Origin of the sequence: Streptomyces sp. STR69, assembly GCF_024519455.1 — a bacterium.
GTDB lineage: Bacteria > Actinomycetota > Actinomycetes > Streptomycetales > Streptomycetaceae > Streptomyces.
Genome location: NZ_JALJRY010000025.1, coordinates 101,719 through 115,767, shown reverse-complemented (window position 1 = coordinate 115,767; position 14,049 = coordinate 101,719). Strand labels below are relative to the sequence as shown.

Below are 14,049 nucleotides of genomic sequence, written 5' to 3'. Positions count from 1 at the left end.
AGTCTTCGGCAGGTGTGGGGGGTTCGTAGGTCTTCTGGGGGGCTCGGTGTCAGGAGTGGAACGGCAGCCCGGCGTCGGCCACCAGCTCCAGGTCCTCGGTGTCCTCGGCGGGCAGCAGGCTCGCGGTGCCGTCGGTGACCGGGACGACGCCCAGCTCCAGCAGCTCGGCCATGGCGGCGCTGCCGGCCATGTCACGCACCTGGAGCTGGTAGCGGGCGGTCGTGCGGTACGTGCCGCCGTTGTCGTCGCCCGTGCGCTGGAGGAAGCCGGAGTCGGTGAGGAACGCGGCGGCCTTGCCGACGATGCCGGTGGTCGAACCGGCGAGTCTGCGGGCGTCCTTGGTGGCTCCGGTCGCGCTGCGTCTGACCCAGATCCGCCAGGCTGCCTCCAGGCCGGGCGCGTCGGTGGCCGGGTCGGTGTTCATGCCCTGCTCGTCGGCCCGCTCCTCCAGACGCCGGCAGGCCTGTCGTACGAAGGCGTCGACGCCGTTGACCGTGACGCGCCCGATGTAGCCGTCGTCGGCGAGGTCCTCGGGGCGCGGAAACGCCATAGCGGCGACGGCGAGATGCGCGAGCCCGTGCAGGAAGCGGTCCCCGGAGTCGGCGGCGGTACGACGTGCGTAGTCGCCCATGCGGACGGCGAACACCGAGTCCTCGGCGGCGGTCACAGCCATCCCCGCGCGCGGGGACACCTCCAGGACGACCAGGCCGAGCCCGGCGGCCACGGCGTCGGCGAGCCGCGCGAACGGCGGATCCTCCCGGTACCGGCGCAGCAGTTCCGCGTACTCCTGGTCCCGCGCGGGCTGCAGCTTGGGCTGCAGCCCGAACGCGACGAGCCGCGCCGCGTCGGCGGCGTCGGCGGGCGTGACGGCGGCGGTCACCGGCGCGGCGGCGGCCTCCGGCTCACTCCATTCGACGTGCTCGCTCACGGTCGGGGCTCCTTGCTGAGGTTCTTCATGTAGCGGTGGTTCACGTACCGGTCGTTCATTCCTTACGCCGCCTCCGTCCTGCCTGCCGCCATCCCCGCCGCGTCCAACAGGGCCATCCCCACGATCAGATCGGCCCCACCGAACTCGGGATCGTCCAGCTCGACCCCGTCGTCCACGGCGAACAACAGCTTCGGCTCCCCCTGCCGATACGCGGTACCGACCGGCGGACTGGCCGCGTGCACGGCCAACAGGGCGACCAGATACGGCAGTTCGGGATCCTGGCGCCGCGCGTCCGCCAGCAGTCCCGACAACCTCCGAGGCGCGTCCGCCGGCAGATCGAGCAACTCCATGGCTGCCGCCAGCTGCTCCTCGCTGAAGCGGCTGTCGTCCGGCGTGGCGATGAGATCCGGCTCCGGCATCTCCGCACCGAGGTGCTCCCGCTCCTGAGGCGGCGTCAGCAGTATCTCGACGAGGTCGCCCACCCGGACGGACACCGGCGTACGCAGCCCCGTCCCGCGTGCGAAGAACGCGTCCGTGACCCGGATCGCCTGCTCCAGGGGCAGCGGCAGCACGGGCGAGACGAGATGTCCGTAGAGGTCTATCCCCGATGTCGTCATGGGCGTGGCGAAGGCCTGCCGGTCCTGCTCGGCGCGGAACAGCGGCCCGGCCTCCAGGAGGCGCGACTGGAGTTGTGTGTGCCGTCGGATGCAGTCCTTGACGATGTCGACCAACTCGGCGGCGCGGCGCTTCTGTTCGGGGTCCTCGGACTCGTCGCGGGCCTTGCGGATGTTGGTGAGGATCGCGTTCTCGTGGCGGTAGCGGTCGGCCACGTGGTCGAGGGCCTCGGCGATCATGTCGGGCACGGCGTTGAGCCAGTCCACCGCGCGGACGTTGCGCCGGGTGGCGTCCAGGGCGCGGCGCAGGGTCTCCGAGTACTGCACGGTCCGGTAGCGGGCCTGCTCGGCGGCCAGTTGCGCGTCGGCGAGCCGGCCGCGGCTGATCAGCACCTCCAGCTTGACCTCGGCGGCGATCTGCGCGCTGGTGACGTCGGTGTCGAGGGCGCCCACGAGGACGTTGACGGCCTCGTCCGTCGTACGGAGGTAGACGCCGCCTCCGTAGCCGGGGACCTCTTCGATGAGCTTGAAGTCGTAGTCGCGGCGCACATAGGTGCCGTCCTGGGCGAACGTGCCGTACACCGTGCGGAAGCCGCGGTCGACGCTGCCGACGTTGATCAGGTTCTCCAGGACCCAGCGGGCCACGCGCTCGTGCTCGGGGACGGGGCGCTGCGGGGCCTGGGCGGCGATGCGCGGGATGAGCCTGGCCACTATCTGGTCGTGGTCGGCGCCGGTGTCGAAGTCCATGTTCAGGGTGACCAGGTCGATGGCGGCGAGGGCCACCTCCGCCATGCCGTACACCGAGTACTCGCCCGCCAGGTTGGCCTTGCGCACGTCGAGGTCGTGCAGCGGCGCGGTGCAGGCGAGCGCGCGCAGTCGCCGCGCCAGTCCCTCGTCGGCGGCCGGGCCCGGAGCGGGGCGCGGCCCCGCGCTGAACTGGGGCGGAACGCTGTCCGTCGATGCAGGCGAAGTCACGCTGCACAGACTAGGTCCTCGGTCTGACAACGACCCAAACGACGCAGAAGCGACTACCGCCACAGCCGTGTGCGGCGGTCCGTCGGGCGCCGTGCCCTCGTCAGCCGAGGGCCGTGCCGTCCGCGCCGACCCGCTGCCGGTAGGCGTCGACGACCCGTTCGAGCGAGTCGTCGAGGTAGACCGCGAGCAGTCCCTCGGCCTGGGCGGCGTCGCCCGCCTGAAGTGCCTGGAGGATCAGGCGGTTGCGCTGGAGGTACGGCTCGTGGAGCGCCTTCGGGTCGTCCACGAGGTGGAAGGCGAGCCGGAGTTCGGCGAAGACGCTGCGCATCAGCTCGTCGGTACGGGCGCTGCCGGCGAGGCCGACCAGTTCCCGGTGGAAGTGGATATTGGCCGTACCCACTCCTTTCCAGTCATCCTCGACGGACGCCAACTGCCCCTCGGTCACGGCCGCGGCGAGCCGTTCGAGGGCGTACGGCGGCTCGCCGAGGCCGCGGACGACGGCGCACTCGACGAGGCGGCGGGTCCGATAGATGTCCTGGACGTCCTCGACGCTCAGGACCCGGACGAAGACGCCCCGGTTCAACTCGTGGACGAGCAGACGCTCATGGGTGAGCAGCCGGAACGCCTCACGGAGTGTGTTGCGCGACACACCGAGCGCGCCGCCGATGCTCTCCTCCGAGAGCCGGGTGCCCGGCAGGAAATAGCCCTCGGCGATACGGCTTCTGAGGATGTCCGAGACGCGTTCCGCGGTGCTCGTACGGCCCAGAAGGGCGCGGTCGTCGGCCAGTCCCGCCATCTGCTCTGCCATGCCCGGAATTCAACCGCAGATACAAGAACGAAACAACATGGGTATTGAGGGATCGTTCAACGATCCTCTAGATTACTCGGCATGGCGCCATCCGCTCACCCCGGCACCGACGGCTTCCGCACGGCACTGCTCAGTCCCAGCACCCTCCGTCCTCCCTCTGCGAGGTGCACATGAGCACGACCCCTCCACCTCAGGCCCTGAACACCGGAACGCAACCCGACACGGACGAACTGACCGCCGACGACGGTGCGTTGGCCTGGTTCCGTGCGCTCGGTCCGAACGGCCGCCGGGCCTTCGCCGGCGCCTTCGGCGGCTACGCGCTGGACTCCTACGACTACTTCACGCTGCCGCTGAGCATGGTCGCGCTGGCCGCGTACTTCGGCCTGGACAGTGGCCAGACCGGCCTGTTCACCACGGTCACGCTGGTCGTCTCGGCGGTCGGGGGCGCCGTGGCGGGCGTCTTCGCCGACCGGGTCGGCCGCGTCAAGGCCCTGATGATCACAGTGATCACCTACGCCGTCTTCACGGTGGCCTGCGGCTTCGCGCCCAACTACGAGACCCTGCTGGTGTTCCGCGCCCTCCAGGGCCTCGGTTTCGGCGGCGAGTGGGCGGTCGGCGCGATCCTGGTCGCCGAGTACGCGAGCGCCAAGCACCGCGGTCGTACGCTCGGCGCGGTCCAGAGCTCCTGGGCGGTGGGCTGGGCGCTGGCCGCGGTCGTCTACACGCTGGTGTTCTCGTTCCTCGGCGACGACCTGGCCTGGCGGGTGATGTTCTGGACCGGCGCGCTGCCCGCGCTGCTGGTGCTCTGGGTGCGGCGCCGGGTGCACGACGCCCCGGAGGCGACGGCCGTGCGCGAACAGAACGCCCAGAAGGGTTCGTTCGCGGCGATCTTCAAGCCGGGCACGGCCGAGGCCCCGGGCCTGCTGCGGACGACGGTCTTCGCGGGCCTGCTCTCGACCGGCGTCCAGGGCGGCTACTACACCCTCGCCACCTGGGTGCCGACCTACCTCAAGACGGAGCGCGGCCTGTCCGTCGTCGGCACCGGCGGCTATCTGACCTTCCTGATCTCCGGCGCCTTCCTGGGCTACCTGACCGGCGGCTACCTCACCGACGTACTCGGCCGCAAACGCAACATCTGGCTCTTCGCCCTGCTCTCGGCGATCTGCATCCTCGTGTACACGCACATCCCCAACGGCGCCAACACCCTTCTCCTGGTGCTCGGTTTCCCGCTCGGGTTCTGCATGTCGGCGATCTTCAGCGGCTTCGGCTCGTATCTCAGCGAGCTGTACCCGACCGCGCTGCGCGGCACGGGACAGGGCTTCACGTACAACACCGGCCGCGCGGTCGGCGCCGTCTTCCCGACCCTGGTGGGCTTCCTGGCCGACAGTTGGGGTGTGGGCGGAGCGCTCGTCTTCGGGGCCATCGGTTACGGCATCGCGGCGCTGGCGCTCCTGGGACTGCCGGAGACCCGCGGAAAGGAACTCGCGTGAACCGCACGGAGGACCGCCCCCTGACCCTCGTCGACGAGCACGCGCACGCGTGGAGCCCGCGTGCCGCCCGGGCGCGCTTCCGGGCGGGGCTGACGGGCCCCACGGCCGGGATCGCTGCGGGCCACACCCAGGTCAACCTGATCTCGGTGCCCGCCGACTGGGCCTACGACATGCTGCTGTTCTGCCAGCGCAACCCGAAGCCGTGTCCGGTGCTCGACGTCACGGACGCCGGCTCCTGGCGGACGGTGCTGGCCGACGGCGCGGACCTGCGCACCGATCTGCCGCGCTACCGGGTGTGGCGGGACGGCGAGTTGACGGACGAGCCGACGGACGTGCGGGCGTACTGGCGCGACGACCTGGTGTCGTTCCTGATCGGCTGCAGCTTCACTTTCGAGTGGTCGCTGAGCGAGGCGGGCGTCCCGATCCGGCACATCGCGCAGGGCCGCAACGTCCCGATGTACGTGACGAGCCGCCCCTGCCGTCCGGCGGGGCGGCTGCACGGCCCGATGGTCGTGTCGATGCGCCCGGTGCCCCCGGAGCACCTGGCGACGGCGATCCGGGTGACCTCGCTGCTCCCGGCGGTGCACGGCAGCCCCGTACACTGCGGCGATCCCTCGGGGCTCGGTATCGAGGACCTCGGCCGTCCGGACTTCGGTGATCCGGTGGACGCCGCGCCGGACGACATCCCGGTGTTCTGGGCCTGCGGAGTGACCCCGCAGGCCGCGGTGATGGCCTCCCGCCCGCCGTTCGCGATCACCCACGCGCCGGGCCAGATGTTCGTCACCGACGCCCGCGACGAGCAGTACCGCGTCGCCTGACCAGGAGAGATGATGATCGATCTGAACGCCGACCTCGGTGAGGGCTTCGGCCGCTGGCATCTCACCGACGACGAGCAGCTGTTGTCCGTCGTCACCAGCGCCAACGTGGCCTGCGGCTTCCACGCCGGGGACGCGGTCACCATGCGGCGGGTGTGCGAGCTGGCGGCCGAGCGCGGGGTGCGGGTCGGCGCCCAGGTGTCCTACCGGGATCTGGCGGGCTTCGGACGGCGCGCGATGGATGTGCCGTCCACCGAGCTGGCGGCCGAAGTGGCGTACCAGATCGGTGCCTTGGAGGTGTTCGCCCGGGCGGCGGGCACGCGCGTGTCCTACGTCAAACCACACGGCGCCCTGTACAACCGGGTCGTGCACGACCCGGAACAGGCCGCCGCGGTGATCGAGGGCGTGCTCCTGGCCGACGCCTCACTGCCCGTGCTCGGACTGCCCGGCTCGGTCGTCCTCGACCTGGCCACGAAGGCCGGGCTGCCGGCCGTCACGGAGGCGTTCGCGGACCGTGCGTACACCGACGAGGGCACGCTCGTGCCGCGCGGCCTGGACGGCGCCGTGATCACCGACCCCGAGGCCGTCGTGGAGCGCTCGCTGAGCCTGGCCCGCTCCGGCACGGTCACGGCGCTCTCCGGGGCGCGCATCGAGGTGCGGGCCCGCTCCCTGTGCCTGCACGGGGACACACCCGGCGCGGTCGAACTGGCCCGCAGGGTCCGCGCACGGCTCCTGGAGTCGGGTGTCCAGGTGGAGGCCTTCGCATGAGGGCCCTGCGCGTCGGGGACGACGCACTGCTCGTCGAGGTCGCCTCCGGGGAGGAGGCCGAGGCCGTCCACGCGGAGTTGCTGCGCCGCCGCGCGGAGGGCCTCCTCACCGTCCGCGAGATCGTCCCGGCCGCGCGCACGGTCCTCCTGGACGGCCTCGCCGACCCGGCCCGGCTGGCCACCGAACTGACCACCTCCGACGTACCCCCCGCTCCCCCGCGCGCGGGGGAGGTGGTCGAACTCCCGGTGCGCTACGACGGCCCGGACCTCGCCGACGTCGCCGCCCTGTGGGACGTCCCCGAGGAGGAGGTGGGCCGCATCCACGCGGCCACCGAGTTCCGCGTCGCGTTCTGCGGCTTCGCCCCCGGCTTCGGCTATCTCACCGGTCTGCCGGCCCGCTACGACGTTCCGCGGCGGGCCACCCCGCGCACGGCCGTCCACGCCGGTGCCGTGGGCCTGGCAGGCCCGTACACCGGCGTGTATCCCCGTGCATCGCCCGGCGGTTGGCAGCTGATCGGCACGACGGACGCGGTCCTTTGGGACCACACGCGCGTGCCCGCCGCGCTGCTGTCGCCGGGCACACGCGTGCGCTTCGTCCCGGTGGCGGACGTATGACGGACCGTGCGCTCGCCGTCGTCCGGGCCGGGGCCCTGACCACCGTGCAGGACCTGGGACGGCCCGGACACGCGCACCTGGGGGTGCCGCGTTCCGGGGCGCTCGACGGGCCCGCGGCGGCGCTCGTCAACCGGCTGGTCGGCAATCCGCCCGAGGCGGCCGTCCTGGAGACGACCCTCAACGGGTGCGCCGTACGGCCTCGTTCAACGATCCTCGTGGCGGTCGGCGGCGCACCCTGCCCGGTCACGGTCGACGGGCGGCCCGTCGCCTGGGGAGCACCCGTGCACGTGCCCGGCGGAGCACTCCTGGACATCGGAACAGCCTTCTCCGGAGTACGCGCCTACGTCGCCTTCGCCGGCGGCGTCGCCGTGGAGCCGGTGCTCGGCAGCCGCTCCACGGACCTGCTGTCCGGGCTCGGTCCGGCGCCGCTCACGAACGGCGCCATACTGCCGCTGGGTTCCCCGACAGGCCTCCACGCGCGCGTGGACTTCGCCCCACAGCCGCGCCCCCCGGTCGAACTCGTCCTCCGGGTGACGCTCGGCCCCCGCGACGACTGGTTCACGCCGGAGGCTGTGCGGGCGTTCACGTCACGCGTCTACCAGGTGTCGTCGGCGAGCAACCGCATCGGGCTGCGCACCGAGGGTCCCGCCCTGGAGCGGGCCCTGACCGGTGAACTCCCCAGCGAGGGCATGGTCCTGGGCGCCGTCCAGGTCCCCCCGGACGGCCGCCCCGTGGTCTTCCTCGCCGACCATCCCACCACCGGCGGCTACCCGGTGATCGCGGTCGTCCGCCCGACAGACCTCCCGGCCGCCGCGCAGGCGGTGCCCGGAACCCCCGTCCGTTTCGTGGCCGTACGACGCCGCTGAGGCCCCGTACCGGCCCTGGGCGGCGTCCGGCGAATCCTGTCGCAGCCCCGGGGTCCCCACGCCTTCCCCCGCTGCCTTGAAGGCGTGGGGACCCCCAGCGGCGTTGTCGTCGGTCGCCGACGTCCCCCAGCCTTCGGCCGGGAGGTGCCCCCACCGCGTCGCCCGCGGCGGAGCCGCTGATGTCAACGTCTCCTCCGCCTTGCAGCTGCACGCACCACACCCCGCTCACCGGCACCGGTCGGGCGCCGTCACCTTCCTGCGACCTGATCCGCCGGACAGACCCTACGCGGCGTCCGGCTGCTTCTCCCCCACCGAGAGGGCGGCCAGCGCCGCCGACACCGCGTGGGACGCGCTCAGGTCGAGCCGCGCGCTGGTGCCCCGCGCGCGGTGGCGCATCTCGTCGGCGGCCAGCCTGAGGAGCTGCGGCAGCAGGTCGGTGCAGCGGCGGGCCACCCAGCCGGTACCCGCGGTCGCCAGCCACCACAGACTGGCCGACTTGGTGGGGACCGGGAACTCGGGCTCGGGCGACGGCGCGGCCCCCGTGGCCACACCCTCCTCGGTGAGCAACGCGTGAAACCGCAGGGCGAGTTGACGGTGGCCCCGTTCTCCGGGGTGCAGCCGGTCCGCGCTCCAGATCGCGCGGTCCATGATCCACTCGCCCTCCGCTGCGTGCAGGTGCACGGCCCCGTACCGCTCGGAGAGCGCGTGCACCACGGTGTTCACCGCTCGCTGCCGCCGGGCGAGCGGGCGGGCCAGCGCGCCCGGGAGGCCGAGCATGGCGCCCGGGTCGGGCAGACAGGCCGTCAGCAGGACGGCGCCCTGTGCCGTGAAGGCCGCGTAGACCTCGTCGAGCCGGGCGGCCAGTGCCTGGATGTCGAAGGTGCAGCGCAGGGTGTCGTTGACGCCTATGACGACGGACACGACGTCCGGGTTGAGGGCGAGCCCGGCCGGGGTCTGCCGTTCCAGCACGTCCCGCGACTGTGCCCCGCTGACCGCGAGGTTCGTGAACTCCACGGTGTCCTCGGGCTGTTGGGCGATCCCGTCGGCGAGCAGTGCGGCCCAACCGCGCCATGCCTCGCCGACGGGATCGCCCACGCCCTCGGTGAGCGAGTCACCGAGGGCGACGAATCGGACCGTTCTCATGCCACGCCTCCGGGCACGAAGCGCCGTACCGGGACATCCGCGTCGTGCGCGGCGAGGAACGCGTCGACCGCCGTGTCCCACCCGAAGCACTCCGCACGCGCGCGTGCGATCTCCCGCCGCTCCACCTCGGAGCGTTCGAGCAGCATGTCCACGGCGTCGGCGAAGGCCCGCCCGTTGTCGGCGGCCGTGGCCCCGGCGGAGCCGATGACCTCGGGCAGCGCGGACGAGGCGCTGGCCACCACGGGCGTGCCGCAGGCCATCGCCTCCAGGGCGGCGAGCCCGAAGGTCTCGGCGGGCCCGGGTGCCAGGCACACGTCGGCGGAGGCCTGGAGCGCTCCGAGCAGCCGCCGGTCGGAAACGTGCCCGAGGAAGGTGACCGGCAGTCCGCGCTCCCGCGCCCGCTGTTCGAGCCGGGGCCGCAGCGGCCCGTCCCCGGCGACCACGAGGACCGCCCGCCGCCCTCGCCGTACCAGCGCTTCCAGGGCGTCGAGCGCCGTGCCGGGCTTCTTCTCCACGGAGAGCCTGGTGCAGGTCACCAGCAGAACCTGGTCCACGCGCGCGTACTGCGCGCGCACCACCGGGTCCCGCAGCGCCGGGCTACGGCCCACCAGGTCGACGCCCAGCGGTGCCCGTACGACGTTGCGGGCGCCGATGCGGACGAACTCCCGCTCGGCGAACTCGGTGGTGCACACCACGCGCGCGTAGGTGTGTGCCGTACGGACGTTGAGGGCGTCGGCGGTGCGCCGGGACATGTTCTCCGACAGACCCCAGGTGCGCAGGACGCCGTCGGCTGTCTCGTGGGACACCATCACCGCGGGGATGCGGGCCCGCCTGGCCCACTTGCCGGTCCAGCGCAGGGTCGTACGGTCGGAGACCTCCAGGCGGTCGGGAGCGAGTTGTTCCAGGAGGTTGGCCACGCGCCGCTTGTCGGCGAGGACGCGGTAGCCGCCGGTGCCGGGCAGCAGCGGCCCGGGCAGGGTGATGACCCGGCCCTGTTCGGTCTCGCGGTCGGTGTGGCGCTCGCCGGGCACGATGAGGACCGGGTCGTGCCCGGCCTCCTTGAAACCCTTGCCCAGCTCGCGCAGGGCGGTGCGCAGCCCCCCGGAGGAGGGGGCCACGAAGTTGGCGAGCCGCACGATCCGCAGCGCAGCGGTGTTCACGCCGCCACCACCACCTTGCGGGCGGCGAGGACGTCGCCGTAGTGCGCGATCAGCTGGTCGCCGACGGCCGCCCAGGTGCGGCCCTCGACCATGGCCCGCGCGGCGGTCCCGTACTGGGCCCGGAGTGCGGGATCGGCGGCGAGGGTCCGTACGGCGTCCGTTACGGCGTTCTCGTCGCGCGGCGGGAAGAGGAACCCGGTGCGCCCATGGGCGACCAGGTCGAGCGGTCCGCCGGCGGCGGGCGCCACGACGGGGACGCCGCTGGCCATGGCTTCCTGGACGGTCTGACAGAAGGTCTCAAAAGGTCCGGTGTGCACGAATATGTCCAACGAGGCGAAGATACGGGCGAGCTCGTCTCCGGTACGCCGGCCGAGGAAGACCGCACCCGGCAGCGCCTCGTCGAGGTGCGGCCGGCTGGGTCCGTCGCCGACGACCACGACACGGACGCCCTTGAGGCCGCAGACTCCGGCGAGGAGTTCGATCTGTTTCTCGGGGGCGAGCCGGCCGACGTAGCCGACGATCAGTTCGCCGTTCGGGGCGAGTTCGCGGCGCAGCGCCTCGTCCCGGTACTCGGGGCGGAAGCGCTCGGTGTCCACGCCGCGCGGCCAGAGCCTGACCCGGGGCACGCCGTGTGCCTCCAGGTCGCCGAGGGCCGCGCTGGAGGGCGCGAGGGTGCGGTCGGCGGCGGCGTGGACGGAGCGGATGCGCCGCCAGGCGGTGGCCTCGCCCGCGCCGACGTACGTACGGGCGTATCCGGCCAGGTCGGTCTGGTAGACGGCCACGGCGGGGATGCCGAGCCGGGCCGCGGCGGCCATGCCTCGGACGCCGAGGATGAAGGGGCTGGCCAGGTGGACGATGTCGGCGCGGTGTTCGGTGATGGCCGCGGCGACGCGTCGGCTGGGGAGGGCGACGCGGACCTGGGGGTAGCCCGGGAGCGGTAGGGAGGGGACACGGATGACAGGGCACGGCGACTGGGCGTCGGGCCCGCTACCGGCCGCGGTGGCCGGCGCGACGACGAGCGGATGATGACCGCGATCCACGAGGTGCCGGGCGGTCTGGAGCGCGCAGTGGGCCACGCCGTTCACATCGGGGGGAAAGGATTCGGTCACGATGACGACACGCATACCCGTGTTGTCGCCGTGCTGGACGTGCCCGCGTCAACGTGGATCTATGCGAACGGTGAACGTCCCATGAGCGTTGCGCTGCACACCCGAGCAGGTCAGACGGCGTCCATGCCCGTCTGACCCGCGGGTCATCCCGTGTTCACACTGCGGGGGCGTCGGGCCCGATCCGGCTCCGAACGGCTGTCTGGACCTCCGCTTCCTCGGCCGGGTCTGCGGCGAGCCTGCGGAGCTGTTCCACGACCCTGGCGTCACCGGTCTCGGCGTGCCGGGCGGCGATCTCCCTGGTGGTCTCCTCGCAGTCCCACAGGCACTCGACGGCGAAGCCGGTGGGGTAGGAGGGGTCGGTGGCGGCCAGGGCCCGGGCGGCCCGGCCGCGCAGATGGGACGAGGCGGTCTCCCGGTACACATGGCGCAGGACGGGTGCGGCGCAGGCGATACCGAGGCGGCCGGCGCCGTCGACGAGGGTCCACAGGGTGGGGGCATCGGGCCCTTCGCCCATGACGGCCTCCCTGAGGGCGCCGAGGACGAGGTCGCTGTCCTGGGCTCCGCCCCGGCAGGCGAGCATCCGGCCGGCGGCGGCGCCGAGTGGGTCGGGCCGTCGGGCCCAGCCGCGGGCCCGGTCGACGGCGGCGACGGAGCGCATCCGTTCGAAGGCGTCGACGGCGGCCTCCACGACGGGTGCCGAGCCGGTGGCCACGGCGCGCTCGATGAGCTGGAGGGCTTCGGGATCGTTGCTGTCGGCGAGATACCGCAGGGCGGTGCAGCGGGCTCCCTCGCTGCCGTCCTTGGCCGCCTCGACGATCTCGGGCCGGTCCTCGGGGCCTGCCACCGCGCTGAGGCAGCGGGCGGCCGGGACGTGCAGCGCGGAGCCGCGTTCGATGCCCTGTTGGGCCCATTCGAACACCGCTTGCACGCTCCACCCCGGACGGGGCCCGGTTGGTCGCATCTGCCGTTGCCAGCGGTCGAAGCAGCCGGCTTCCTGAGCGGCACGCACGCGCGTGGCGATCGATTCGCGTGAGTCCTCGGCCCACAGCCGCCAGGGCCGGGGTTCGAAGGCGTCGCGCACGACGGTGGCCAGTTCGGCCTCACCCTCGGGATCGGCCGGGAAACGGGCCAGCACGGGGGCGGCGAGGGCGCGCAGGCCCGCGTCGTCGTCCCTGAGCGCTAGTTCGTCGAGCGCCCAGGCCCAGTTGGTCCCGGAGGCCGCGTAGCGGCGCAGCAGTGCGAGCGCGTCCCGCCTGCCGTAGGAGGCGAGGTGCCCGAGGACGGCGAGGGCGAGGCCCGTGCGGGACTCCTCGGTGTCGAGAACGTCCTCGGTGTCGAAGAGGTGGGCCTCGACGGCGTCCAGGTCGCCGTTCAGATCGAGGTACAGACGGGCGTAGTACAGGGAGCGGTTCTCCACCTGCCAGTCGTGGCGGGGGTCGCGCAGCACACAGTGGTTCAGCGCAGCCAGTGCCTCGGCACGGGGTGCGGTGAGCGCGTGCAGTGTGCCGTCGCCGCGGCCCCGCTGAAGCAGGCCGAGCAGCGTACCGCTGGGCGCTATGACCGGATCGAACATGGGAAACAGCCTCACATCAAGCGTCGACGCAACCGGGGGACGTGCACTACCTGGCCGCGTGACAACACGTCGGGGCGCCCGCCGTTTCCTGCTTGCTGTAGACCATTTTCCTCTGCCTCTCGTCGGTGGCCCAAGCGGACCTCACGGTCCGCGCGGTGCGGCAACACCTGCCCGGCCATCGCGTCCGTGATTCACGACGTCATGATGACCCGGCAGTTCTCGCTGCCGCGACCGAAATTTCGGGCGGCCCCGTGCTGCCTTCCCCCGTTTTCCCCCGTTTTCCTTGTCGTACCTGGTCACAAGGCCCGTCCCAGTGAATGACGGACCACACTTCAGTGCGCGCCGAACAGCTCCAGCAGCTCGACCTTGCCGAACATCCGGGCTGTGTCGAGTGCCGACGGCGTGCCCGCGACCGGATCGGCACCGGCCTCCAGAAGGACTTCGATCACTTCCTGCTCGCCCTTGAAGACGGCTCCGGCGAGCGGGGTCTGCCCCCGGTCGTTGATCCGGTCCGCCTCGGCCCCCCGCGCCAACAGGGCCCGTACGGCGTCGGCGTGCCCGTGGTACGCGGCGAGCATCACCAGGGAGTCACCGCGGTCATTGGTGAGGTTGGCCGGAACACCCGCGTCCACATACGCCACCAGCGCCTCGGTCCCGCCCCGGCGGGCCAGATCGAAGATCTTGGTGGCGAGCTCCACGACCTCGGGGTCGGGGGCTTCACTCATCGGCCTGACCGCCTCTCACTAGTACGGGTGAATCGCCAGCGTACTGGCTCCGCCGACACATGACCGGCCCCCTCCGAGGCAAAGATCACCACAGGGCCCGACACGGGTGAAACCCCTGCTCAGACGGCCCGAATGCGCTCCGCCATCAGAGGGAAATCCGCCGAAATTCACCCACTTGCACCTTTTATCGTATGGATACATCCTGTGATCCTGGAAGAACTCATGGTGACTGTCCCCACGAACCAGGAGAGCTCAAATGATCCTGTCCATGTCAGGCGTCGTCCTTCTCGGCATCATCGTCTTCCTCTTCTTCAAGAAGGACGGACTCAAGGCCTCGCACGCCCTGGTGGCCGCACTCTTCGGCTTCTACATGGCCAGCACGGCCATCGCGCCGAGCATCAAGGCCGGCGGGGAGAGCCTGGCGAGCCTCCTCGGTGGCATCAAGTTCTGACGCAACCACC

Annotated in this window: 14 protein-coding genes; 6 read left to right on the top strand and 8 right to left on the bottom strand. The window is 72.1% G+C overall.

Going from position 1 to position 14,049, the window contains the following annotated elements:
- Nucleotides 1-49: 49 nt before the first annotated feature.
- The 3 genes from OC490_RS36715 to OC490_RS36705 all read right to left on the bottom strand — a co-directional run bounded on the left by OC490_RS36715 (nucleotide 50) and on the right by OC490_RS36705 (nucleotide 3,325).
- Entirely contained in the window at nucleotides 50-928 is an 879-nt protein-coding gene (locus OC490_RS36715; RefSeq protein ID WP_262062375.1) for a hypothetical protein, read from the bottom strand.
- Nucleotides 929-990: 62 nt separating this feature from the next.
- A complete protein-coding gene (locus OC490_RS36710; protein ID WP_262062374.1) occupies nucleotides 991-2,517 on the bottom strand; it encodes a hypothetical protein in 1,527 nt (508 codons plus the stop codon).
- 100 nt (nucleotides 2,518-2,617) lie between these two features.
- Nucleotides 2,618-3,325 (bottom strand): GntR family transcriptional regulator, encoded by a 708-nt coding sequence (locus OC490_RS36705; protein ID WP_262062373.1) that lies wholly within the window; start codon nucleotides 3,323-3,325, stop codon nucleotides 2,618-2,620.
- 170 nt (nucleotides 3,326-3,495) lie between these two features.
- On the opposite strand from OC490_RS36705, the gene OC490_RS36700 reads away from it, so the two are divergent.
- Genes OC490_RS36700 through OC490_RS36680 form a run of 5 tightly spaced genes read left to right on the top strand, consistent with a single transcriptional unit; the run spans nucleotide 3,496 to nucleotide 7,878 of the window.
- Complete coding sequence (locus OC490_RS36700; RefSeq protein ID WP_262062372.1) at nucleotides 3,496-4,815, top strand: MFS transporter; 1,320 nt, start codon at nucleotides 3,496-3,498, stop codon at nucleotides 4,813-4,815.
- Nucleotides 4,812-5,633: a putative hydro-lyase gene (locus tag OC490_RS36695; RefSeq protein WP_262062371.1), complete on the top strand. Its 822-nt coding sequence runs from the start codon at nucleotides 4,812-4,814 to the stop codon at nucleotides 5,631-5,633. Before OC490_RS36700 ends, OC490_RS36695 begins: the two co-directional genes overlap by 4 nt.
- A gap of 12 nt (nucleotides 5,634-5,645) precedes the next feature.
- Entirely contained in the window at nucleotides 5,646-6,398 is a 753-nt protein-coding gene (locus OC490_RS36690) for a LamB/YcsF family protein (RefSeq protein WP_262062396.1), read from the top strand.
- Complete coding sequence (locus OC490_RS36685; RefSeq protein ID WP_262062370.1) at nucleotides 6,395-7,012, top strand: 5-oxoprolinase subunit B family protein; 618 nt, start codon at nucleotides 6,395-6,397, stop codon at nucleotides 7,010-7,012. Before OC490_RS36690 ends, OC490_RS36685 begins: the two co-directional genes overlap by 4 nt.
- Nucleotides 7,009-7,878, top strand: coding sequence for a biotin-dependent carboxyltransferase family protein (locus tag OC490_RS36680; protein WP_262062369.1), 870 nt, complete (start codon nucleotides 7,009-7,011; stop codon nucleotides 7,876-7,878). Before OC490_RS36685 ends, OC490_RS36680 begins: the two co-directional genes overlap by 4 nt.
- A gap of 282 nt (nucleotides 7,879-8,160) precedes the next feature.
- Here the strand turns inward: OC490_RS36680 and OC490_RS36675 are convergent, their stop codons facing one another.
- The 5 genes from OC490_RS36675 to OC490_RS36655 all read right to left on the bottom strand — a co-directional run bounded on the left by OC490_RS36675 (nucleotide 8,161) and on the right by OC490_RS36655 (nucleotide 13,588).
- Nucleotides 8,161-9,021, bottom strand: a complete 861-nt coding sequence (locus OC490_RS36675; protein WP_262062368.1) for an SGNH/GDSL hydrolase family protein — start codon at nucleotides 9,019-9,021, stop codon at nucleotides 8,161-8,163.
- Complete coding sequence (locus OC490_RS36670) at nucleotides 9,018-10,181, bottom strand: glycosyltransferase (protein WP_262062367.1); 1,164 nt, start codon at nucleotides 10,179-10,181, stop codon at nucleotides 9,018-9,020. Before OC490_RS36670 ends, OC490_RS36675 begins: the two co-directional genes overlap by 4 nt.
- Nucleotides 10,178-11,305, bottom strand: coding sequence for a glycosyltransferase family 4 protein (locus OC490_RS36665; RefSeq protein ID WP_262062366.1), 1,128 nt, complete (start codon nucleotides 11,303-11,305; stop codon nucleotides 10,178-10,180). Before OC490_RS36665 ends, OC490_RS36670 begins: the two co-directional genes overlap by 4 nt.
- 139 nt (nucleotides 11,306-11,444) lie before the next feature.
- Nucleotides 11,445-12,863: a HEAT repeat domain-containing protein gene (locus tag OC490_RS36660; RefSeq protein WP_262062365.1), complete on the bottom strand. Its 1,419-nt coding sequence runs from the start codon at nucleotides 12,861-12,863 to the stop codon at nucleotides 11,445-11,447.
- A gap of 332 nt (nucleotides 12,864-13,195) precedes the next feature.
- Nucleotides 13,196-13,588, bottom strand: a complete 393-nt coding sequence (locus tag OC490_RS36655; RefSeq protein WP_262062364.1) for an ankyrin repeat domain-containing protein — start codon at nucleotides 13,586-13,588, stop codon at nucleotides 13,196-13,198.
- Between the two features lie 256 nt (nucleotides 13,589-13,844).
- On the opposite strand from OC490_RS36655, the gene OC490_RS36650 reads away from it, so the two are divergent.
- Nucleotides 13,845-14,039: a hypothetical protein gene (locus tag OC490_RS36650; RefSeq protein ID WP_019059657.1), complete on the top strand. Its 195-nt coding sequence runs from the start codon at nucleotides 13,845-13,847 to the stop codon at nucleotides 14,037-14,039.
- The last annotated feature ends 10 nt before the right edge of the window (nucleotides 14,040-14,049 follow it).

Bases quoted from the DNA above. Each gene is read 5' to 3' on its own strand.
- OC490_RS36680 (WP_262062369.1), top strand. From the start codon at position 7,009: ATGACGGACCGTGCGCTCGCCGTCGTCCGGGCCGGGGCCCTGACCACC.
- OC490_RS36700 (WP_262062372.1), top strand. From the start codon at position 3,496: ATGAGCACGACCCCTCCACCTCAGGCCCTGAACACCGGAACGCAACCC.
- OC490_RS36655 (WP_262062364.1), bottom strand. From the start codon at position 13,588: ATGAGTGAAGCCCCCGACCCCGAGGTCGTGGAGCTCGCCACCAAGATC.
- OC490_RS36705 (WP_262062373.1), bottom strand. From the start codon at position 3,325: ATGGCAGAGCAGATGGCGGGACTGGCCGACGACCGCGCCCTTCTGGGC.
- OC490_RS36690 (WP_262062396.1), top strand. From the start codon at position 5,646: ATGATCGATCTGAACGCCGACCTCGGTGAGGGCTTCGGCCGCTGGCAT.
- OC490_RS36660 (WP_262062365.1), bottom strand. From the start codon at position 12,863: ATGTTCGATCCGGTCATAGCGCCCAGCGGTACGCTGCTCGGCCTGCTT.
- OC490_RS36650 (WP_019059657.1), top strand. From the start codon at position 13,845: ATGATCCTGTCCATGTCAGGCGTCGTCCTTCTCGGCATCATCGTCTTC.
- OC490_RS36685 (WP_262062370.1), top strand. From the start codon at position 6,395: ATGAGGGCCCTGCGCGTCGGGGACGACGCACTGCTCGTCGAGGTCGCC.
- OC490_RS36675 (WP_262062368.1), bottom strand. From the start codon at position 9,021: ATGAGAACGGTCCGATTCGTCGCCCTCGGTGACTCGCTCACCGAGGGC.
- OC490_RS36665 (WP_262062366.1), bottom strand. From the start codon at position 11,305: ATGCGTGTCGTCATCGTGACCGAATCCTTTCCCCCCGATGTGAACGGC.